The organism is Microbacterium sp. NPDC058345, from assembly GCF_042723855.1.
In the GTDB taxonomy this organism is placed as follows: Bacteria; Actinomycetota; Actinomycetes; order Actinomycetales; family Microbacteriaceae; genus Microbacterium.
In genome coordinates this window covers 241,033-259,814 of record NZ_JBHXIG010000001.1, presented here as the reverse complement: position 1 = coordinate 259,814, position 18,782 = coordinate 241,033, and the positions used below count along the sequence as shown (strand labels likewise).

The following is an 18,782-nucleotide window of genomic DNA, read 5'->3' as shown; positions in this document are numbered from 1 at the left end:
ACGCCGCATCGCGGGGTCGCCGAGTAGCGCGGGCCCGCGGTGCCGAAGCGCGTCTGCGGTGATCAGCCGGCGAAGAAGGCGCGCGCGACGCGCGACAGGTCGTGCAGATCGCTGACGCCCGCCAGCTCGCGCGCGGAGTGCATCGACAGGATCGGGATGCCGACGTCCACCGTGCGGATGCCGAGTCGCGTCGCCGTGATCGGGCCGATGGTCGAGCCGCACGGCACCGCGTTGTTCGACACGAACTCCTGCGCCGAGACCCCGGCCTGCGTGCACCATCCGACCCAGGCGGCGGCACCGACCGCGTCGGTCGCGTAACGCTGGTTGGCGTTGATCTTGAGGATCGGGCCGGAGCCGAGCAGCGGCTGCACCACGGGATCGTGCTTGTGCGCGAAGTTCGGGTGCACCGAATGGCCCACGTCGCTGGACAGATGCCAGGACGCCGCGTGGGCGCGGCGCTGCTCCGAGGCATCCGCGCCGAGCGCGGCGTACACCCGCACGAGCACGTCTTCGAGGAACGGCCCCGCGGCGCCGGAGCGCGACTCCGAGCCGAGCTCCTCGTGGTCGAACGCGGCGAGCACGGGGATCACGCCCGAGGCGGATTCGGTCGCCTCGATCAGGGCGACGACACCCGCGTGAACCGACGCCAGGTCGTCCAGCCGGCCGGAGGCGAAGAACGCGTCGTCCTTGCCGAAGACCGCACCGCGCGCGGCATCGGCCACCACGGCGTCGAACCCGCGGATCTCGGCCGCGTCGACGCCGGCCGAATCGGCCAGTTCCGCGAGCAGATCGGCGGATTCCGCATCCCCCAGTCCCCACACCGGCTGCGTGCCGGTCTGCTTGTCGAGGGCGAACCCGTCGTTCACGCCCCGATCGAGGTGGATGGCCAGCTGCGGCAGACGCAGCAGCGGACCGGTCGCGGCCAGCACCACGCGGCCGTCGGCCAGCGCGAGCCGGCCGGCGAGGCGCAGTTCGCGGTCGAGCCAGGAGTTGAGCAGCGGGCCGCCGTAGACCTCGACCGCGGCCTGCAGCCAGCCCTTCGTGCCGATGGTCGGCTGGGGCTTGAGCTTGAAGCCGGGGGAGTCGGTGTGCGCGCCGAGCACGTGCACGGGCGTGGTCGCGACGGCATCCGACGGCACTGCCCAGGCGATCGCGGCGCCGTCGCGCACCACGACGAAGCGCCCGCCCGGCTGCGCCGGCCACTCCGCCGTCTCGTCCAGGCGGACGAAGCCGGCGTCCTCGAGACGGCGGGCGACCTCTTCGGCGGCGTGGTAGCTCGACGGGGAGGCGGCGACGAAATCGGCGAGATCGGTGGCGTGCGCAAGGGCGGCGGGACTGACGGGCATGCCTTCGATGCTAGTCGGCGCGGCCTGGCGAACCGGTGCGGGGCCTGTCGGGCAGCGGGCCGCCGGCGGGGCGCGGGATCTGACTCGCGGGGTGGTGGTGATCGCTCTTCGGCTTCGGAGCTCAGCGTCCCGGGCCGAATGTCGGAGGCCCCTCGTACGCTGGAACCACCGGACAGAACCGATCACGCTCTCTGCAGCACGAATGCCCGAAACCGGCTTTCCCTTCCGCGATCCAGAGAGCAGATCATGTCCGAGCACCTGGCACCCCTGCACGAGGCGATGACTCGCCTCGACGACGCGTGGGCGGATGCCGCAGACGCGTCGGGACTGCCGCGTCCGCGCCTGATCGCGACGAACGAGGCGATCGGGCTGCTGCAGCGTCGGCTGGACGCGCTGCGGGTCGAGGTGGCGGCCGAGATCGCCCACGAGTCGCGACCCGAGCTGGGGGCGGATTCGCTGGCAAGGCAACAGGGGTACCGCAGCACGGCGCAGCTGATCGCCTCGACCACGGGGACGTCGGTCGGCGACTCGGCGCGGCTGGTCAAGGTCGGGGAGGCGATCGCACCACGGACGAACCTGGTGGGCGAGCCTCTTCCGGCGCGGTATCCGGCCGTGCAGCGCGCCGTTCACGCCGGCGCGTTGAGCGCGCAGGTCGCGGGGCTGATCATCGGCGTGCTCGAGCGGTGCCGCCTGGCCGCCGGAGCCGAGCGGATCGCCGAAGCCGAGGAGATCCTCGTCGCGAAGGCGGTCGGATTCTCGGTCGACGACGTGCGCAAGCTGCTCGCGCGTGCCGAGGCCTGGCTCGACCCCGACGGCATCGAGCAGCGCGAGGATCAGCGTCGCGCCCGCCGCTCGGCGACCATGTTCGAACGCGACGGCAAGTTCCACCTGAATCTCATCACCACCGCCGAGCAGGGCGCACCGATCCGCACCGCTGTGCAAGGCCACGTCTCCGCCGCGTTCGCCGCCCGCAAGAATGCCATCGCCGCCGACGCCGCGGATGCCGATCAGCGCACGGTCGCGATGATCCAGGCCGACGCGCTGACCGCGATCTGCGAGCACGCGCTCGGATGCGGCGCAGCGAGCTCGGTTCCGCTGAACGGAGCGACGGTGATCGTCCGCGTCCGTCTCGAAGACCTCACCGAAGGCGTCGGATTCGGCACGGTCGACGGCACCGATGAGCCGGTCAGCATCGCTGCGGTGCGTCGCATGGCGGCATCCGGGGGAGTCATTCCCTGCGTGCTCGGCGGTGACAGCGAGATCCTCGACTGGGGCCGTGAGAAACGTCTGTTCACCCCAGCGCAACGTCTGGCGCTCGCCGAGCGCGACGGAGGATGCGCCATGTGCGGGTTGCCGCCCGGCTTGGCCAAAGCTCACCACATCCGCTGGTGGGCCAGGGATGCCGGGCCGACCGATCTCGACAACGGCGTGCTGCTGTGCGACACCTGTCACCACCGCATTCACGACAACGGCTGGGAGATCAGGATCGAGGGGATCGGCGTCATAGCGCGAGTGTGGTTCATTCCACCGCCGTACGTCGATCCGCTCCGCACGCCGCGCCTCGGGGGCAGGGCGAGATACGACATCGCGGCCTGAGGGAGGAGTGTGCCTTCGGGAGCCGGGAGCCGGGAGCCGGGAGCCGGGGGGCCGGGGGGCCGGGAGCCGTGGGCCCGGGAGCCGTGCGCCGTGAGCCGAGGTCACCGGGACGCGCTCGGGTCAGGCGGCGGGCAGCGGGTACCGCCGACGCAGCAGCACCCGCTGCACCAGCGTCCACGTCACCGTCACCACCAGGTACAGCGCTGCCGCGAGCGGCACGATGACGGCGAAGGCGGCCGTCAGATAGTGCAGCGCATTCAGCACGCCGAGCATCCCGGGCGCCGCCAGCGGACCCTCGTCGGGCACCTGCGGGCGGAAGAAGCGCCGGGTGATCTCGGCCACCACGAGGATCACGAGGAGCACCGCGCCCCAGACCAGCCCGGTGGCGAGGTCGATGCCGCCGCCGATGGCGGAGAGCAGCGACGTGCCGAGAGGCGCACCGAGCAGATCGTGCGCGAGCAGCTCATTGGCGTGCCCGGCGATCTCGGGACGCAGGAAGAGGGTGTAGAGGATGCCGACCACCGCCGCCTGCACCAGCAGCGGCAGACAGCCGGCCAGGGGCGACGCGTTCTCGGAGCGGTACAGCTGAAGGGTCTCCCGCTGCAGCCGTTCGGCATCCTTCCCATGGCGCTTCTGCAGTTCGCGCAGTCGCGGCGCGAGTCGGGCGCGCATCTGCTCCGCCTTTGCCTGCGAGACGCCGACGGGGATGAGCAGTGCGCGCACCAGCAGGGTGACGAGCATCACGGCCAGCGCCGCAGACGCGCCGCCGGCGAGCGGCTCCAGAAGCTGGGACAGCGAGAGCAGGGCGCGGTAGGCGCCGTCGAGAAGAAGGGTCAGGGGCGGGAAGGCGAAGATGTCCATGGAAGTCCGTTCACGAGGAGGAAGGGTCGGCGGAACGCCGCGATCCCCCATCGCGAAAGGACGACGGGATCAGGCGGCGCTCGCCGCCCCTGGTGCTCGTGGACGTGGATGCCCGTCGGCATCCGGATCACTCTGGGCGAGCAGAACCGAGGCGTCGATCGCGCCGCCGGGACGCATCGAGAGGCGGACTCCGGAGTGCGGCGCAGCGAGCGCGATGATCACGGCGAGAACGGCCACGGCGATGAGCACTGCGGCGACGCCGAGCATCCCGTCAGTCTGAGGCGCGGCGCCGAGCGCCGTCAGCATCAGCTGCAGCAGCGTGCCGATCATCTCGCCCATGCGGCCTCCTTCGCGACGAGGCTACACCGCCCGGCTGTCGACTCGCCGCGTGCGTCAGCCGTCCTTGACCTCCTGGCCATCTCCGTCGGACTCGTCGCCGGTCCGCTCGGCGGGGTAGTCGGGACGCTGCGGCTGGGGAGGCTGGTCGGACAGCTCGCCGCCTTCGCGGCCGCCGTACGGCCGTCCATGGTCGGCGAACTCATCGCGAGCGAACACGAGCGTCCACTCTCCGATGGTGAATCGTGCTCCCGTGCGCAGAATCTCGGACCGTTCGCCGGCTGCCCCCTCGGCGCTGTTGGCGTTCATCTCGCCCTCGCCATGCAGGGTGAGCACGTACTCGTCACGATCATCGTGCACGATGGTGGCGTGCACCGGGTCGGCGCCCTCGAGCAGCAGGTCGCTGCCTGCCGCCGAACCCAGGCTCACCCTGTCGCCCGTGATCTCGAACACGGAGCGGTCGGCGTCCTCGCGCGAGACGAGCAGCCGGGGCTCTCCGGCTCCCCAGGATGCGTGCGTGGTGATGTCGCCGTGCTTCTCAGGCTGGTTGCTCATATGTCCTCCTCCGGTGGTGGCGGTCGTCAGCGCGAGATGCGCTCGACGGTCTCGCCGGTGGTCTCGGCCTCGAGGTGCCGGGCGATGTCGGCCTGGCTGATGATGCCGACCAGGCGATGATCGGCGATCACCGGCACCCGGCGCACCTGGTGACGGCGCATGACCTCGACCGCCGCCTCGACGTCGTCGTCCGCGCTCACGGTGATCGGCTTGCCCGTCGCCAGGCGCCCCGCGTTCGTCGTGTCGGGATCCTGTCCTTCGGCGACCGCCTTCACCACGATGTCTCGGTCCGTCAGCATCCCTTTCAGCCGACCGTCCTCGCCGCAGATGGGCAGGGCGCCCACATCGAACTCGCGCATCATCTCTGCGGCGATCGTGAGTGCATCGTTCTCGCCGATGCACCTGGCATCCGCTGTCATGACGTCCCGCGTCAGTGTCATCGCCCTGCTCCTTTCGTCTGTCTTCCCTTGCACTCGACGCTAGGGAGTGCGATGCCGCCTGCTAATGGGGTTGACAGTCCGCGTCTGGTCCGTCAAGCCCCTTCTCCGCGCGCCGTCGCGGCGCCAGCATCAAGGGAACCGGATGAGGGGAGAGGGCATGTCTCAGCATGAGCCGATCGGGGCGAGGACGATCTTCTGGATGTGGGCGGGAACGCTGATCGCGGGGTTCATCGCCATGGCCCTCGTGCTCGTGAGCGGGCGGTGACCATCATGAATCCGTCCCGTTTCGTTCGCGACAACGCCCTCAGCCTGTTCTTCTTCACCCTGTTCGTGCTGGCGCTCGCCGGGCAGTCCGTCGCGGGATTCCTGCGCACGAACGAGGACCTCGTCCAGCACGGCATGCCCGAACAGGGGTACCTGTCGTTCCTGTTCTCCAGCGACTTCGTCGTCGACGTCGCCGAGAACTGGCAATCCGAGTTCCTGCAGTTCCTGCTCTTCATCGCCGCGACCGTGTGGCTCGTGCAGCGCGGCTCGCCCGAGTCGAAGAAGCCCGGTGACGAGGGCGTCGGCACCGACGAGGATCAGAAGGTCGGCCCGTACGCTCCGCCGGATGCTGCCGCGTGGGCACGAGCGAGCGGCTGGCGCCGCGTCGTCTACGAGAACTCGCTGGTGATCGTGATGGGCGCGATCTTCGTGCTTTCGTGGCTGATGCAGTCGCTCAGCGGCACGGTCGTCATGAATCAGGAGAACGCCGAGCACGGTGAAGCCCCGATGAGCTGGGCCGAGTACATCGTCTCGCCCGAGTTCTGGGACCGCACCCTGCAGAACTGGCAGAGCGAGTTCCTGGCCGTGGGCACGATGGTCGCCTTCTCGATCTTCCTGCGTCAGCGCTCGTCGGCCGAGGCCAAGCCGGTCGGCGCGCCGCACACGGAGTCGGCCGAAGCGTCTCAGTGACGCCGGCTCACTCCTCGCTCTCGACCTGCTCGGGCAGCAGCATGATGCCGCCGCTGCTGTTAGCCGAGTGCGCCATCGCGGTGATCCACTCGGCGCTCAGCTCCGGCGGCTCCGACTCGTCGAAGACGAACCGGAGGGGGATCGAGGGGTGCAGCCAGATCGTCGAGCGCCCCGGCTCCGCCCCTTCGGGGTGCTGCCAGGAGAGCGTGAAGCTCTCATTGCGCCGCAGCTTCGTGGCCACCACCACTTTGAGGTGAGCGAGCGCCCGATCCTCGACCATTATCGGATCGCGGCTGCCGCCGTAGTAAAGCAAGCCCATGCCGATAAGCTAGCCGGGCGGAGTTGGGGAATCCAAAACAATTCGCCGAATCCATCGGCGAACGACGAGCAGAGGTTGATCATCCATGGGCAAGTTCATCTACGACGGCACGGTCAAGACAGAGGTGGAAGACCGTGCGCTGACGCACTTGCAGCTCGTCATCACCGCCAAGCTTCGCCGTGGCGAGCCGTTCCCGTTCAGCTGGCGTGAGGACCCGAGTGTGGGTGGCGGTCGCACCACGGTGTGGCTGCATTCGGCCAGCTCGCTGGTCTTCAAGTACTACGGCAGCCGCAAGCCCGCGATCAACCGGGCCTGGATCGAGGCGCTCGCGTTCACGGCGAATTCGCCCGCCGGCCTGCACCTCGTGCCCGAGCCCGCGGAGGAGCCGCAGACCGACGAGGCGGGCGCCGGACAGAACCTCCCCTGAGCGTTCCCCTCGGCCGCGACCTCGCCCGCTAGGTCAACTCCCGTCACCCGTCAACCCCCGCGCGGTGCGACTGCCGGACTCGTAGCGTCGAACGCGACGAGAGGAATGAAGGCATGGAGAAGGTCACCGCGGAGATCGAAGTCGACGCTCCCGTGCGTCGCGTGTACGAGCAGTGGGCACGCCTCGAGGAACTTCCGTCGTTCATGTCGATGGTCGAAGAGGTGCGCCGCACCGGTGACGACCTGACGCACTGGACCGTCCGCGTGGCAGGCGTCCGTCGTGAGTTCGACGCGAGAACCACGGAACTGGTTCCCGACGAGAGGATCTCGTGGGTGAGCGTCGCCGAGGAGATGCACTCCGGCACCGTGCGCTTCGTGCCGCTGGATGCCGAGCGCACCCGTGTCTCCGTCGAACTCGGGTGGGCGCCGAAGTCCTTCGTCGAGAAGGCGGGCGCGGCGCTGCACCTCGACCAGGGCGCGGTGGATGCGGATCTGCGTCGCTTCAAAGAGAACATCGAAGGCGAGGGTCGCGACACCGTCTTCGGCAGTGACCCGGACCCTCGCGTCTGAGCGCTGAGCGTCGGGACGCGCCGATGACGCAGATCGGATTCCACGCCTCGCACGAGCAGCACGCGCCGAGTCTTCTGCTTCGCGATGTCATCCGTGCGGAGCAGATCGGCTTCGACGAGGCGATGTGCTCGGATCACCTTGCACCATGGCTCACGGCGCAAGGCGAGTCCGGTTTCGCCTGGTCGTGGCTCGGAGCCGCCCTCGCCCGCACCGGTCTGCCGATCGGGCTGGTGACCGCACCGGGGCAGCGGTATCACCCGGTGATCCTCGCCCAGGCGCTCGCCACACTCGAGGAGATGTTCCCCGGCCGCACCTGGGCGGCGCTGGGCAGCGGAGAGGCGCTGAATGAGCACATCACCGGCGACCCGTGGCCCGCCAAAGACGACCGGGACGCGCGCCTGGTCGCTTCCGCCACCGCCATGCGACGGCTGCTGGAGGGCGAGGAGGTGGATGCCGATGGGCCGATCCGGATGCACCGCGCACGGGTGTGGTCCCTCGCCTCGCCGCCTCCGCCTCTGCTCGCCGCCGCGATCAGCCCGCACACGGCGACCATGGTGGCACCGTGGGCTGACGGCCTGATCACCGTCGGGTCCGACCCGGCCGGCGTGCGCGAGGCCCGCGACGCATACCGCGACGCCGGCGGCCGTGGCCGCGTGCTGCTGCAGCTGCACATCAGCCTCGAGTCCACGAAGGAGCGTGCGATGGCCGCCGCTCGTGAGCAGTGGGCGCAGGCCACCGTGCCGCCAGGACTGATGTGGGACCTGGAGAGCCCGACACAGTTCGAGGCCCACGCCGACCCGACCGACGAGAAGCTGCGGCAGGCGGTGGTCATCGGTGCCGACACCGCAGAGGTCGCCGAGCGGATCGCCGCCGTCGCGTCCGGATTCGACGCGGTGTTCCTGCATCAGGTGGGCCCGGACCAGGTGACGTTCCTTGACCGGTGCGAAGCCGAGCTGCTTCCGGCACTGCGGGAACTGCTGTGAACCCCGCCGACACCAGCGACCTGTGGTGGCGCACGGCGGTCATCTACTGCCTCGACGTCGAGACCTTCCAGGACTCGGACGGCGACGGCTTCGGCGACTTCGCCGGTCTCGCCCGGCGCATCGACGACCTCGACGCCCTCGGCGTCACCTGTCTGTGGCTGATGCCCTTCCAGCCCACCCCCGACCGTGACGACGGCTACGACATCTCCGACTTTTACAGCGTCGATCCCCGGCTGGGTGATCTCGGGCGCGTCGCCGAGATGATCCGCATCGCGCACGACCGCGGCATCCGGGTGGTCATGGATCTGGTGGTGAATCACACCTCGGACCAGCATCCCTGGTTCCGCGCCGCCCGCCGCTCCCGCGACTCGCGATTCCGGGACTATTACGTGTGGCGCGACCACCCGCCGCGCAAGAAGCAGAAGCTCGTCTTCCCCGGCGAGGAGACCAGCGTTTGGGAGTACGACGAGCGAACCGACCAGTACTTCCAGCACAGCTTCTACCGCCATCAGCCCGACCTGAACCTGGGCAACCCCGAAGTGCGGGCCGAGATCGCCCGCATCATCGGGTTCTGGCTGAAGCTCGGCGTGGACGGCTTCCGCGTCGACGCGGTGCCGTTCCTGATCTCGGGCGAAGGCACGCCCGGCACACAGGATCCGCACTCCTTCCTGCGCGAACTGCGACGGTTCGTCGCACGGCGCGAGGGGTCGGCGCTGCTGCTGGGCGAGGTCGCCGTGACGCACGATCAGCAGCTGGACTACTTCGGCGGCGAGGCCACCGAGCTCGACCTGCAGTTCGACTTCGTCACCGCCCAGACGATCTTCCTCGCCTTCGCGCGTGGAGACGGCGAGCCGCTCGCCCGGGTCCTCGCCGCCCGGCCCGAGGTCGACGTGCGCCAGGGTTGGGCCATGTTCCTGCGCCACCATGACGAGCTGACCCTGGAGCTGCTCACCGACGAGGAGCGCGAAGAGGTCTTCGAGGCCTTCGCTCCCCAGGAGCATCAGCGGGTGTACGGCCGAGGCATCGTGCGCCGGCTCGCACCCATGCTCGGCGACGACCCGCGCCGGCTGCGGCTGGCGTACAGTCTGCTGTTCTCACTGCCGGGAGCACCGATGCTCTTCTACGGTGAGGAGATCGGCATGGGAGAGCTCGACGGCGACCTCGGCCGGGGCACGGTCCGAGGGCCCATGCAGTGGGATGCCGGGCGGTTCGGCGGCTTCACCACTGCTCGCCGCGGTCGCCTGAGTCGCCCCGGCCCCGTCGAGGGATACGGCCCCGAGCACGTGAACGTGCACGACCAGCGTCGTGACCCGGAATCGCTGTGGTCGTTCATCTCGACGCTCGCGTCGCGCTACCGATCCACTCCGGAGATCTCCTGGGGACGACTGCGCGTGCTCGACGGCGGCGACTCCCGCGTACTCGTGCACGAGTCGGCATGCGATGACACCGCCTTCATCGCACTGCACAACTTCTCGTCGGAACCGCTGACCGCCACTCTGCCCGAACTGCGCGAAGGGCAGACCGCCACGGTCCTCTTCGAGTCACGGAACAGCGCGCCGCAGGGCGCCCACTCCGAGCAGCTGCTGGACGGCTACGGATTCCGCTGGCTGCGCGTGACATCCTCGCCCGGCTGAGGCACGCCCCCGCGGGCGAGGCGCGCCGAGTCTGCACGCTCATCCTCCGAGATGCCGGCGAGCGCCTGGTCGACCTCGGTCTGCTCCGCGGATTCCTCGCGCGGCCGTCCCTCGCCGGCCGTGCCCGTCGCGGCATCCGGGTCATCGGCGTCCGGCGGTGAGGCGACGCGCTCATCCATGGTCCGGTCGTCGGCCTGCTGCGGCTGCACGTGCGGCGGCATCATGCCCTGGTCGTCGATGCCGCTCACGAGCGCTCCTCGTGAACGTCGCCGGACGGCGCCTCAGTGCGAAGATCGTCGGGCGCGTCGCCGGAATGCTGCGTGCGCCCATCACCCTCCGCGAGGTCGCCCTGGCCGTCTTCGCCGAGCTCGGCGTCGAGCGGCACATCCTCCTGCGTGTCCGGCTGCAGGTCGGGCCTGCCGGCGATCGCCGAGTCCTGTTCGGGCACATCCTCGTCATAGTCCGGTGCTCCGCTGGCATCGCTCATCGTGCTCTCCTCTCGTGCGGGTATGCCTTCAGCATGCGAGTGCATCGACCGCGAAGCACGCCCGTTGACAGCGGTCGGGTCAGGGGATAGCGGGCACCGGTGACGCCGTGTCCTGCAAACGCGCACATGCCGTCAACCCGCCGAACTGTCAACCCCCTGGTTCCGTAGGAGAGCCCGACCGATGCTGTCTGAACGGGTTCCCCCATCCGACACTGACTCGACATCTGAAGAGAGGCGCGACGATGACCGATTCCACGTCCGATCCCCGCCACGAGCATCACGACGAGAAGTTCCCTCCCCAGCAGCAGAATCAGCCGGGCCACACCGACGAGACGCAGCCCACGCCGGACCACGGCGAGGAGACGTACACCGGTCACGACCGCCTGAAGGGCCGGAAGGCGCTGATCACCGGTGGAGACTCCGGCATCGGACGGGCCGTGGCGATCGCGTTCGCCCGCGAGGGCGCCGACGTCGCGATCGTGCACATGGCCGAGGAGCAGGAGGACGGCGACGCGACCGTTCGCCTCATCCAGGACGCGGGTCGCACCGGAGTCAGCATCGCCGGCGACCTGCGCGACGAGAGCTTCGCGACGGATGCCGTGCGCAGAGCGCGCGAAGCGCTCGGCGGGCTGGACGTGCTGGTGCTGAACGCCGCCTACCAGCACGACATCGACGGTTTCGGCTCCCTGGCGACCGAGGACATGCGGCGGGTGTTCGACACGAACCTCGCGGGCACCCTCTTCACGGCACGCGCCGCGTACCCCGACCTCGAGGCCGGCGCCAGCATCATCGTCACGGCCTCCATCCAGGCGTACAACCCGTCACCGGGACTCATCGACTACGCGATGACGAAGGCGGCTCAGGTGGCCTTCGTCAAGGCGCTCGCGACCGAGGCCGGCGAGCGCGGAATCCGCGTCAACGCCGTGGCCCCTGGCCCCATCTGGACTCCGCTGATCCCCGCGACCGGCTGGGACGCGAGCAAGGTCGAGAGCTTCGGGTCTGATACCCCGCTGGGCAGGGCCGGCCAGCCGGCCGAGCTGGCGGGGGCGTATGTCTACCTGGCCGCAGAGGAATCGTCGTACACATCAGGCAGCGTCATCGCTGTGACAGGAGGCAAAGCACTATGAGCACCGTACTCTCCGACGTTCCGAGATCGCCCGCCCCGCAAGGGGACTGGGAGATCACGCCGCTGGGACGCGACAACTGGCGCATCTGCGACCGCGCGCGCAAGCAGGGCGACGCCGACTGCCTGATCGCGTACGTCGAGCGCAACAGCACCGGCACGCTCGATGTGCTGTGGCTGCGGACCCCGTGTCCGCGTCGCTCGCGATTCCGCGACATCACCCAGCTGCTCGCCGCCCTCGACGAGGCCGTCGCGGCGACGTCCGACCGCTCGCGGCCTCCGGTGGCGATCCGCCATCTTCCGCCGCTCTGAACCGTATCGCCGACCCCACGGCCTCATCCACCCCCGTCGCCACCGCCGACACCCTCCCCCGTCGGCGACCTGGCGGCGGGGGTGCTGCGCTGCCGACCGTCATACGCGGGCGCCGGGGGCTTAGTCTCGGAGGATGACCGACCTTCGCGAACTGCTCGGCATCCGGCATCCGATCGTGCTCGCACCGTTCGGCGGGCTCTCCTCGGTCGCGCTGACCGCGAGCGTCAGCGAGGCCGGCGGGCTCGGGTCGTACGGCCTGTACGGCTACGACGGCGCGCGGATCCGCGCGACCGCCGCGGAACTGCGAGCGGCGACATCGGCGCCGTTCGCGCTCAACATCTGGCTGCCGACGGGCGACGAGACGCAGCCAGGGCACGAGCACGACGCGCAGGCGGCAGCACTGTCGTCCTTCTTCGCGGAGGTCGGCGTCGAGCCGCCCGCACGGCCCGAGCGCTACCTGCCCTCGCTCGAAGGGCAGCTCGAGGCGATCTGGGAGGCGGCGCCGGCCGTCCTGAGCGTGGTGTTCGGCGTGCCCGCGGCGCCGATCCTCGCGGAGGCGCATCGCCGTGGCATCCGGGTCGTGGGCACCGCGACGACGGTCGCCGAGGCGATCGCGCTGGACGCAGCCGGCGTGGACGCGATCATCGCGACCGGCATCGAGGCCGCAGGGCATCGGGTGTCGTTCCTGAAGCCGGCGTCCGATTCGCTGGTGGGGCTGCTGTCGCTGCTTCCGCAGGTGGTCGACGCCGTGAGCGCGCCGGTGATCGCCGCCGGTGGCATCGCGGATCGCCGCGGCGTGGCGGCCGCGTTCGCGCTGGGGGCTGACGGCGTGCAGGTGGGCACCTCGTTCCTCGCCACCGCGGAGTCGGCCGCGAGCGAGGCGCACCGCGCCGCGATTCGCACGACCGCCGCCGACGAGAGCGTGCTCACCCGGGCGATGAGCGGCCGGCTGGCGCGCGGGGCGCGCAACCGCGCCATCGCCACGATCGAGGAGTCCGGGGCGATCGCGCCGTTCCCGGCGCAGAACTGGCTCACCGGGCGCTTCCGCACCGAGGCGGCCCGGCGCGGGATGGGCGAGCTGCAGTCGCTCTGGCTCGGTCAGTCCGCCCCGCTCGCGCGGTGGGATGCCGCATCCGACGTGTTCGCCGAGCTTGTGGCGGGCGTGCCCGCCTGATCGCGTCGGCTACAGGATGACGGTCGAACGGCCGTGCACGATGACCCGGTCCTCGGCGTGCCACTTCACGGCGCGGGCGAGCACATAGCGCTCGACGTCCGCGCCGCGCCGCTGCAGCTCGGCGGCCGACTCGGCGTGTGTGACGCGAGTGACGTCCTGCTCGATGATCGGGCCCTCGTCGAGGTCGGCCGTCGCGTAGTGCGCGGTCGCGCCGATCAGCTTCACGCCGCGATCCTTCGCCCGTGCGTACGGATTGGCGCCGATGAACGCGGGGAGGAAGGAGTGGTGGATGTTGATGACCGGCGCACCCAGACGCTGGATGAAGTCCTCGGTGAGAACCTGCATGTACCTGGCCAGCACGACGAGGTCGACATTGCCCTGCAGCAGCTCCAGCTGACGACCTTCCATCTCGGCCTTGGCGTCCTCGCCGGTGCCGCGCGGGACGTGCACGAACGGCACACCGAAACCGCGTACGGCCTCGGCCAGATCCGGGTGGTTGGAGACCACCATGGTCACGTCGATGTCGAGCTCGCCGCGCTGGGTGCGCCAGAGCAGTTCGAGCAGGCAGTGATCGTACTTCGAGACGAAGATCGCCACCCGCTTGCGCCGGGACGCGTCGTGCAGCGACCACTCCATGTCGAACCGCTCGGCGACCTCGGCGATCGACGCCTCCAGCGCGGGCCGACGTGCGGCCAGCCCGTCGAGGTGGATCACGGTGCGCTGGAAGAACCTTCCGCCCGCCGAATCCGTGGAGTGCTGGTCGAGCGAGATGATGTTCGCGCCGTGCGCCGCCAGCGCGCCCGCGACGGCCGCGACGATGCCGGGCTGGTCGTCGCAGGCGATGAGAAGGCGGGCGGTGTCGGTCTGGGACATGAGCGCTCCTGAGCTGGGGTGTGCATCGATTCTGCCTGCATCCGGCCGGCGTCGGCGAATCGTTACCCTGGGGAGGTGACCACGACCGCCGCACTGCTCGACGACGCGCGAGGGCGCCTGACGGGTGTGCCACGCGAGGGGCTCGGGATGCTGCGCACCTCGCGCTGGCGCGCCGACCGCATCGTGCGGGCGGGCACGGCCTGGCACCTCGGGGTGCTGCTGCTCACCGATGACGGGGTGCTCGCCACCGGCGAGATCCTGCGCGCCGCCGAGGAGGTGCGGCGAGGCTATGCTGCGGAGTCGTCCCGCCGGCGCGCCGAGCGCCGAGCGATGGCCCGCCGCGGCGGGTTCGGCGAGGGCGAGGTCGTGCACCTCGGCTGGCAGTACATCGATGTGCCGGCGGTGGACGCCGGCGGAGCATCCGGCCCGCTCGCGCTGATCGACGGGGCGCCGCACGTCCGGTGGTCGCCCGGCGGTGCGCTGGTGCCGCTGGCCGGCTATCTCGACGAGCGGATCGCCCTGCTGCATCCCTGACGAGCCCCGCTCGCTCGTCGCGCGCTCCGAATGGCACACTTTTCAGCATCGGGCACACAGATCGCTGTGACAGCTGCGGAAAAGTGTGCCAGAAGGCGGCTGGTGGAATCAGCGCGTCAGCAGCGCCGGGAACCGGCCGAGCAGGTCCGCTCCCTGCACGGATGCCGCCAGCACCATCGACTCGGTGGCGACGTACTGCTCCGGATCGAAGTAGCCCGACGCCCGGTACACCGCCATGCGATCGGCGAAGTCCTGCGGTGATGCCTCGGGATGGAACTGGGTGGCGTAGAGGTGCTCACCCACCCGGTACGCCTGAACGGGGCACGCGTCGTTGGTGGCGAGTAGCACGGCTCCCGGTGGCGTCTCGGCGGCCGCCTCCTTGTGCGCGGTGAAGACCGACAGCGACGGCCCGCTCGGCCCGAACAGCGGATCGCGTGCCCCCTCCGCGGTCACCCGCAGCCGGGCGGCCTGCACACGCTCAGGATGCGCCATGGTCACCTCGCCACCCAGCATCCGGGTCACCACGCCGATGCCGTAGCACGTGAAGAGCGCCGTCGCGCCGCCGGCCATCGCGAGCGCGGCGATGCGCTCGAGGTCGTGCTCGACGGCCAGCTGCGCCTCGGACTTGACCACGTCGGTGACGTTGAACGGAGACCCGCCGACGACGAAGCCGTCGTAGCGCTGCCACTCCACCGTCTCCAGCGAGGCATGCAGCAGGTCGACGCGATCGAGGGTCGCGAGACCCAAGTCCCGCCGGAACGAGCGGTGCTCGGCATCCGCCGCGCTTCGCTCGGGGCGAGCGCAGACGTACAGCACCGAGGACATGGGGCGATTCTATTCGGCCGGTTTGACGTCGGCGGGGAATACGAGTCATCATGTGACGTTAAACTTGATAGAAGGACGCTCAAGTTTGAGAGGAAACGCAATGCCCAACGACTTCAACGAGGCGGGTGCGGGCTCGTTCGACGAGTTCCTGGCCCGTTACCTCGCAGGTGAGCAGGCCCGGCAGGCGCGATCGATCGACCTCAGCCGGTTCCTCACCGCGCGCACTCAGCAGATCCTGCAGCGTGCCGGCCGACTCGCGCTCGAACGCGGCCAGACCGAGCTCGACGCGCTGCACGTGCTGCGGGTGATCGTCGAGGACGACGCCGTCGCGCAGGCGATCCAGCACATCGGCGCGGAGCCGCGAACCATCATCGACGCGGTCGACGCCCGACTGCCGATGCCGGGCACGGCGTCGCGCCAGGGCGCCGCCACCATCATGCCGAGTGCCAGCCGCGCACTGTTCCACGCCTACCAGGTGGCGCGCTCGTCTGGCGCGACCTACATCGAGCCGGAGCACCTGTTCTTCGCGCTCGTGCTCGGGCAGGATGCCCCCGCCGGACAGATCCTGGCGCGAGCGGGTGTCACCGCCGAGGCGCTCACCCAGAGCCTGCGCGAGCCGGTGCCGACGGAGGTCGGCGCGGCCGAGGCGACCCCGGATGCGGCATCCGAGACGCCCATGCTCGACCAGTTCGGACTCGACCTCACCGCCCGCGCCCGCGCCGGTGAACTCGACCCGGTGATCGGCCGCTCGGCCGAGATCGAGCAGACCATCGAGATCCTCAGCCGCCGTACCAAGAACAACCCGGTGCTGATCGGTGAGGCCGGTGTCGGCAAGACCGCGATCGTCGAGGGCCTCGCCCGCGCGATCGTCGACGGCGCCGTCCCCGCACAGCTGCAGGGCCGCCGGGTGATCGCCCTCGACCTGCCGGCCATGCTCTCCGGCACCCGCTACCGCGGCGACTTCGAGGAGCGCCTCACCAAGACGATGGATGAGATCGCCGCGCACAAGGGCGAGATCATCGTGTTCGTCGACGAGGTGCACACCGTCGTGGGTGCCGGCGGTTCGGGTGACGGCGGCACGGATGCCGGAAACATCCTCAAGCCTCGCCTGGCGCGCGGCGACCTGCACCTGGTCGGTGCGACCACGCTGAGCGAGTACCGCCGCATCGAGAAGGACCCGGCACTGGAGCGCCGCTTCCAGCCGGTGAAGGTCGGCGAGCCGCAGATCGAAGACGCCGTGCGCATCCTCGAGGGGCTGAGGCCCGCGTATCAGGAGCACCACGCCGTGACCTACACCGACGAGGCGCTGCGCGCCGCCGTCGAGCTGAGCGCGCGCTACCTGCCCGACCGGGTGCTGCCCGACAAGGCGATCGACCTGATCGACCAGGCCGGTGCCCGGCTGCGCCTGCGGCTGGGCATCGTGACCGACGTGTCGGCCCTGATGGCCAGGCTCGCCGAACTGGAGTCGGAGAAGAACGCCGCCGTCAGCGCCGAGCACTACGAGGAGGCCTCGCGCGTGCGCGACGAGATCGCCGATGTGCAGCGCCGCATCGACGAGGCGGGTGCACCTGCCGTGGACGCGACGGCGGACGCCGTCGTCGACGAGAGGCAGATCGCTGCCGTGATCTCGCGCGCCACCGGCATCCCGGTGAGCCGCCTCACCGAGAGCGAGCGCGAGCGCCTCGCCGACCTGGAGTCCGAGCTGCACGCCCGCGTGATCGGACAGGACGACGCGGTCGCGGCGGTCGCACGCGCCGTGCGGCGCAGCCGCACCGGCATGGGCGATGCACGCCGGCCCGTCGGCTCGTTCCTGTTCCTCGGCCCGACCGGCGTCGGCAAGACCGAGCTGGCGAAGTCCCTCGCCGACCGGCTGTTCGACGATGAGAGCGCCGTCATCCGGTTCGACATGAGCGAGTTCGGCGAGCGGCACACGGTGTCGCGGCTGGTCGGCGCCCCTCCCGGCTACGTCGGCTACGACGAGGCCGGGCAGCTCACCGAGCGCGTGCGGCGCAATCCGTACTCGATCGTGCTGTTCGACGAGATCGAGAAGGCGCACCCCGACGTGTTCAACCTCCTGCTGCAGGTGCTCGACGACGGCCGCCTCACCGACGGTCAGGGCCGCACGGTGGACTTCCGCAACACCGTCATCGTGATGACCTCGAACATCGGTTCGGAGTTCCTCGCCTCCCGCTCGGGTGCGCTCGGTTTCGTGGCCTCGCAGGACGCGTCGGCGAACGGCTTCGCCTCGCAGGACGACCTGCGGGCGCGGGTGATGGGCAAGCTGCGCGAGGCGATGCGGCCGGAGTTCCTGAACCGCATCGACGAGATCGTGCTGTTCCAGAAGCTCAGCCAGGACGAGCTCGGTCGCATCGTGCGGCTCATGCTGCAGGCGACGGCGAAGCGCCTCGCCGAGCGTGAGATCGCCTTCGAGACGACGGATGCCGCGGTCCAGTGGCTCGGCGAACACGGCTACGAGCCGGAGTACGGAGCCCGCCCGCTGCGCCGGCTGATCCAGCGGGAGGTCGACGACCGCATCGCCGACCTGCTCGTGTCGGGTGAGCTCGGAGACGGCGGACGCGTCGTGCTCGACGCCGCGGGCGGCGAGCTGACGGTCACCTCCCGGGTCGCAGCCGCTCAGGCCGCCTGAGCGCATCGGCGAAGAGGGCGGGAGGGTTCTCCCGCCCTCTTTCCGTGTCAGCGGGAGGAATTCGCCGTGCGGCCGCGCACGATGCCGACGAACGTCTCGATGTCGTCGGTCGCGTGATCGCGATTCCAGGCGAGCGCGACGGTCGACGTCGGACCCTGCAGGAGCGGCCGGTAGTCGACGTCCTTGCGGTGGTGCAGACGCGCGAGCGACATCGGCAGCACGACGATGCCGATGCCCGTGGCGACGGTGGCGGCGGCGTCTGCGGTGCTCTCGAGGGTCGGGAAGCGGGGCGCGACCGTCGGAAGGTCGAGGGGCCCGAGCACGTCGTCGAGCGGGGTGATGAGCACCTCGCCGGTGAGGTCGTCCGCGGTGAGCTCGTCGGCCGCCATCAGATGCGACTCGGCCGATGCCACCACGACGGGGATCTCGTCATAGAGGCGGATCACGTGCAGCTCGTCGGAACGCTCGAGCGGCAGGCGCACCAGCGCGGCGTCGAGGTCATCGAGTGCGGCGCGCTGCTCGGCGACCGTGATCGGCACGAGCTCGATCTCGACATGCGGCATCCGCTGCTTCCACGCGTCGACCCACTTGCCCGGCGTCGCACCGGGGATCACGCCCAGCCGGAAGGTGCGCGGCTCGCCGAAGGACGGTGCCGGCGCGCTCTGTGGCTGGGGTCGCGGTGTCTTGTTCGGCGCCTTCTTCGGCGCCGCCCCCTTGGCGGCCGGCCTGCCCGGGCGGGGTCGTGCGGGTCGGCGCCGGTCTCTGCTCACTGCAACAGCGTAGCCGC

At 70.3% G+C, this 18,782-nt stretch carries 22 protein-coding genes; 11 read left to right on the top strand and 11 right to left on the bottom strand.

Annotated elements, in window-relative coordinates; translation table 11 throughout:
- Positions 1-62: 62 nt before the first annotated feature.
- On the bottom strand, positions 63-1,346 hold the full coding sequence (locus tag ACFWH5_RS01365; RefSeq protein ID WP_378830907.1) for a M18 family aminopeptidase: 1,284 nt from the start codon (positions 1,344-1,346) through the stop codon (positions 63-65).
- Between the two features lie 246 nt (positions 1,347-1,592).
- Between ACFWH5_RS01365 and ACFWH5_RS01360 the strand changes: the two genes are divergently transcribed.
- Positions 1,593-2,942 carry a DUF222 domain-containing protein gene (locus ACFWH5_RS01360; RefSeq protein WP_378830905.1) on the top strand — a complete coding sequence of 450 codons (1,350 nt, stop codon included), beginning with the start codon at positions 1,593-1,595 and terminating at the stop codon, positions 2,940-2,942.
- A gap of 120 nt (positions 2,943-3,062) precedes the next feature.
- Here ACFWH5_RS01360 and ACFWH5_RS01355 read toward each other — a convergent pair whose 3' ends face one another.
- The 4 genes from ACFWH5_RS01355 to ACFWH5_RS01340 all read right to left on the bottom strand — a co-directional run bounded on the left by ACFWH5_RS01355 (position 3,063) and on the right by ACFWH5_RS01340 (position 5,134).
- Positions 3,063-3,803 (bottom strand): YidC/Oxa1 family membrane protein insertase, encoded by a 741-nt coding sequence (locus ACFWH5_RS01355; protein WP_378830902.1) that lies wholly within the window; start codon positions 3,801-3,803, stop codon positions 3,063-3,065.
- A 69-nt stretch (positions 3,804-3,872) separates the two neighbouring features.
- Positions 3,873-4,142 carry a DUF6412 domain-containing protein gene (locus ACFWH5_RS01350; RefSeq protein ID WP_378830900.1) on the bottom strand — a complete coding sequence of 90 codons (270 nt, stop codon included), beginning with the start codon at positions 4,140-4,142 and terminating at the stop codon, positions 3,873-3,875.
- Between the two features lie 54 nt (positions 4,143-4,196).
- On the bottom strand, positions 4,197-4,694 hold the full coding sequence (locus ACFWH5_RS01345; protein ID WP_378830898.1) for an FHA domain-containing protein: 498 nt from the start codon (positions 4,692-4,694) through the stop codon (positions 4,197-4,199).
- A 26-nt stretch (positions 4,695-4,720) separates the two neighbouring features.
- The gene (locus ACFWH5_RS01340; RefSeq protein WP_378830895.1) at positions 4,721-5,134 is read right to left on the bottom strand and encodes a CBS domain-containing protein; all 414 of its coding nucleotides are present in this window, start codon (positions 5,132-5,134) and stop codon (positions 4,721-4,723) included.
- Between the two features lie 270 nt (positions 5,135-5,404).
- Between ACFWH5_RS01340 and ACFWH5_RS01335 the strand changes: the two genes are divergently transcribed.
- Entirely contained in the window at positions 5,405-6,088 is a 684-nt protein-coding gene (locus tag ACFWH5_RS01335) for a DUF6766 family protein (RefSeq protein WP_378833497.1), read from the top strand.
- A gap of 7 nt (positions 6,089-6,095) precedes the next feature.
- Here the strand turns inward: ACFWH5_RS01335 and ACFWH5_RS01330 are convergent, their stop codons facing one another.
- Complete coding sequence (locus tag ACFWH5_RS01330) at positions 6,096-6,407, bottom strand: hypothetical protein (protein ID WP_378830893.1); 312 nt, start codon at positions 6,405-6,407, stop codon at positions 6,096-6,098.
- Positions 6,408-6,492: 85 nt separating this feature from the next.
- Between ACFWH5_RS01330 and ACFWH5_RS01325 the strand changes: the two genes are divergently transcribed.
- The 4 genes from ACFWH5_RS01325 to ACFWH5_RS01310 all read left to right on the top strand — a co-directional run bounded on the left by ACFWH5_RS01325 (position 6,493) and on the right by ACFWH5_RS01310 (position 10,020).
- Positions 6,493-6,834, top strand: coding sequence for an ATP-dependent DNA ligase (locus tag ACFWH5_RS01325; protein ID WP_378830891.1), 342 nt, complete (start codon positions 6,493-6,495; stop codon positions 6,832-6,834).
- 113 nt (positions 6,835-6,947) lie between these two features.
- The gene (locus ACFWH5_RS01320) at positions 6,948-7,403 is read left to right on the top strand and encodes an SRPBCC family protein (RefSeq protein ID WP_378830889.1); all 456 of its coding nucleotides are present in this window, start codon (positions 6,948-6,950) and stop codon (positions 7,401-7,403) included.
- Between the two features lie 23 nt (positions 7,404-7,426).
- A complete protein-coding gene (locus ACFWH5_RS01315) occupies positions 7,427-8,386 on the top strand; it encodes a TIGR03885 family FMN-dependent LLM class oxidoreductase (protein ID WP_378830887.1) in 960 nt (319 codons plus the stop codon).
- On the top strand, positions 8,383-10,020 hold the full coding sequence (locus ACFWH5_RS01310; RefSeq protein WP_378830885.1) for an alpha-amylase family protein: 1,638 nt from the start codon (positions 8,383-8,385) through the stop codon (positions 10,018-10,020). Before ACFWH5_RS01315 ends, ACFWH5_RS01310 begins: the two co-directional genes overlap by 4 nt.
- Here ACFWH5_RS01310 and ACFWH5_RS01305 read toward each other — a convergent pair.
- The gene (locus ACFWH5_RS01305) at positions 9,978-10,268 is read right to left on the bottom strand and encodes a hypothetical protein (protein WP_378830883.1); all 291 of its coding nucleotides are present in this window, start codon (positions 10,266-10,268) and stop codon (positions 9,978-9,980) included. The two genes, ACFWH5_RS01310 and ACFWH5_RS01305, sit on opposite strands and share 43 nt — an antisense overlap.
- The gene (locus ACFWH5_RS01300) at positions 10,265-10,507 is read right to left on the bottom strand and encodes a hypothetical protein (RefSeq protein WP_378830880.1); all 243 of its coding nucleotides are present in this window, start codon (positions 10,505-10,507) and stop codon (positions 10,265-10,267) included. The genes ACFWH5_RS01305 and ACFWH5_RS01300 overlap by 4 nt, the downstream gene beginning before the upstream one ends.
- 242 nt (positions 10,508-10,749) lie before the next feature.
- Here ACFWH5_RS01300 and ACFWH5_RS01295 point away from each other — a divergent pair, with 242 nt between their 5' ends.
- From ACFWH5_RS01295 to ACFWH5_RS01285, 3 genes are all read left to right on the top strand, one after another.
- Positions 10,750-11,634: an SDR family oxidoreductase gene (locus ACFWH5_RS01295; RefSeq protein ID WP_378830878.1), complete on the top strand. Its 885-nt coding sequence runs from the start codon at positions 10,750-10,752 to the stop codon at positions 11,632-11,634.
- Positions 11,631-11,942 (top strand): hypothetical protein, encoded by a 312-nt coding sequence (locus tag ACFWH5_RS01290; protein WP_378830875.1) that lies wholly within the window; start codon positions 11,631-11,633, stop codon positions 11,940-11,942. The genes ACFWH5_RS01295 and ACFWH5_RS01290 overlap by 4 nt, the downstream gene beginning before the upstream one ends.
- 133 nt (positions 11,943-12,075) lie before the next feature.
- On the top strand, positions 12,076-13,116 hold the full coding sequence (locus tag ACFWH5_RS01285) for an NAD(P)H-dependent flavin oxidoreductase (protein ID WP_378830873.1): 1,041 nt from the start codon (positions 12,076-12,078) through the stop codon (positions 13,114-13,116).
- A 9-nt stretch (positions 13,117-13,125) separates the two neighbouring features.
- Here the strand turns inward: ACFWH5_RS01285 and purU are convergent, their stop codons facing one another.
- The gene (gene purU / locus ACFWH5_RS01280; protein WP_378830871.1) at positions 13,126-13,989 is read right to left on the bottom strand and encodes a formyltetrahydrofolate deformylase; all 864 of its coding nucleotides are present in this window, start codon (positions 13,987-13,989) and stop codon (positions 13,126-13,128) included.
- Positions 13,990-14,064: 75 nt separating this feature from the next.
- On the opposite strand from purU, the gene ACFWH5_RS01275 reads away from it, so the two are divergent.
- The gene (locus ACFWH5_RS01275) at positions 14,065-14,523 is read left to right on the top strand and encodes a glutaminase (protein WP_378830868.1); all 459 of its coding nucleotides are present in this window, start codon (positions 14,065-14,067) and stop codon (positions 14,521-14,523) included.
- Between the two features lie 108 nt (positions 14,524-14,631).
- Here the strand turns inward: ACFWH5_RS01275 and ACFWH5_RS01270 are convergent, their stop codons facing one another.
- Positions 14,632-15,348, bottom strand: coding sequence for a GMP synthase (locus tag ACFWH5_RS01270; protein WP_378830866.1), 717 nt, complete (start codon positions 15,346-15,348; stop codon positions 14,632-14,634).
- 100 nt (positions 15,349-15,448) lie between these two features.
- Here ACFWH5_RS01270 and ACFWH5_RS01265 point away from each other — a divergent pair, with 100 nt between their 5' ends.
- A complete protein-coding gene (locus ACFWH5_RS01265; RefSeq protein ID WP_378830864.1) occupies positions 15,449-17,995 on the top strand; it encodes an ATP-dependent Clp protease ATP-binding subunit in 2,547 nt (848 codons plus the stop codon).
- 47 nt (positions 17,996-18,042) lie between these two features.
- On the opposite strand, the gene ACFWH5_RS01260 is transcribed toward ACFWH5_RS01265, so the two are convergent.
- Positions 18,043-18,765: a LysR substrate-binding domain-containing protein gene (locus ACFWH5_RS01260; RefSeq protein ID WP_378830862.1), complete on the bottom strand. Its 723-nt coding sequence runs from the start codon at positions 18,763-18,765 to the stop codon at positions 18,043-18,045.
- Positions 18,766-18,782 lie beyond the last annotated feature (17 nt).

Coding starts and splice junctions, on each gene's coding strand:
- ACFWH5_RS01270 (WP_378830866.1), bottom strand. CDS start 15,348: ATGTCCTCGGTGCTGTACGTCTGCGCTCGCCCCGAGCGAAGCGCGGCG.
- ACFWH5_RS01290 (WP_378830875.1), top strand. CDS start 11,631: ATGAGCACCGTACTCTCCGACGTTCCGAGATCGCCCGCCCCGCAAGGG.
- ACFWH5_RS01355 (WP_378830902.1), bottom strand. CDS start 3,803: ATGGACATCTTCGCCTTCCCGCCCCTGACCCTTCTTCTCGACGGCGCC.
- ACFWH5_RS01315 (WP_378830887.1), top strand. CDS start 7,427: ATGACGCAGATCGGATTCCACGCCTCGCACGAGCAGCACGCGCCGAGT.
- ACFWH5_RS01360 (WP_378830905.1), top strand. CDS start 1,593: ATGTCCGAGCACCTGGCACCCCTGCACGAGGCGATGACTCGCCTCGAC.
- ACFWH5_RS01295 (WP_378830878.1), top strand. CDS start 10,750: ATGACCGATTCCACGTCCGATCCCCGCCACGAGCATCACGACGAGAAG.
- ACFWH5_RS01340 (WP_378830895.1), bottom strand. CDS start 5,134: ATGACACTGACGCGGGACGTCATGACAGCGGATGCCAGGTGCATCGGC.
- ACFWH5_RS01330 (WP_378830893.1), bottom strand. CDS start 6,407: ATGGGCTTGCTTTACTACGGCGGCAGCCGCGATCCGATAATGGTCGAG.
- purU (WP_378830871.1), bottom strand. CDS start 13,989: ATGTCCCAGACCGACACCGCCCGCCTTCTCATCGCCTGCGACGACCAG.
- ACFWH5_RS01345 (WP_378830898.1), bottom strand. CDS start 4,694: ATGAGCAACCAGCCTGAGAAGCACGGCGACATCACCACGCACGCATCC.
- ACFWH5_RS01285 (WP_378830873.1), top strand. CDS start 12,076: ATGACCGACCTTCGCGAACTGCTCGGCATCCGGCATCCGATCGTGCTC.
- ACFWH5_RS01365 (WP_378830907.1), bottom strand. CDS start 1,346: ATGCCCGTCAGTCCCGCCGCCCTTGCGCACGCCACCGATCTCGCCGAT.
- ACFWH5_RS01350 (WP_378830900.1), bottom strand. CDS start 4,142: ATGGGCGAGATGATCGGCACGCTGCTGCAGCTGATGCTGACGGCGCTC.
- ACFWH5_RS01335 (WP_378833497.1), top strand. CDS start 5,405: ATGAATCCGTCCCGTTTCGTTCGCGACAACGCCCTCAGCCTGTTCTTC.
- ACFWH5_RS01320 (WP_378830889.1), top strand. CDS start 6,948: ATGGAGAAGGTCACCGCGGAGATCGAAGTCGACGCTCCCGTGCGTCGC.
- ACFWH5_RS01265 (WP_378830864.1), top strand. CDS start 15,449: ATGCCCAACGACTTCAACGAGGCGGGTGCGGGCTCGTTCGACGAGTTC.
- ACFWH5_RS01300 (WP_378830880.1), bottom strand. CDS start 10,507: ATGAGCGATGCCAGCGGAGCACCGGACTATGACGAGGATGTGCCCGAA.
- ACFWH5_RS01325 (WP_378830891.1), top strand. CDS start 6,493: ATGGGCAAGTTCATCTACGACGGCACGGTCAAGACAGAGGTGGAAGAC.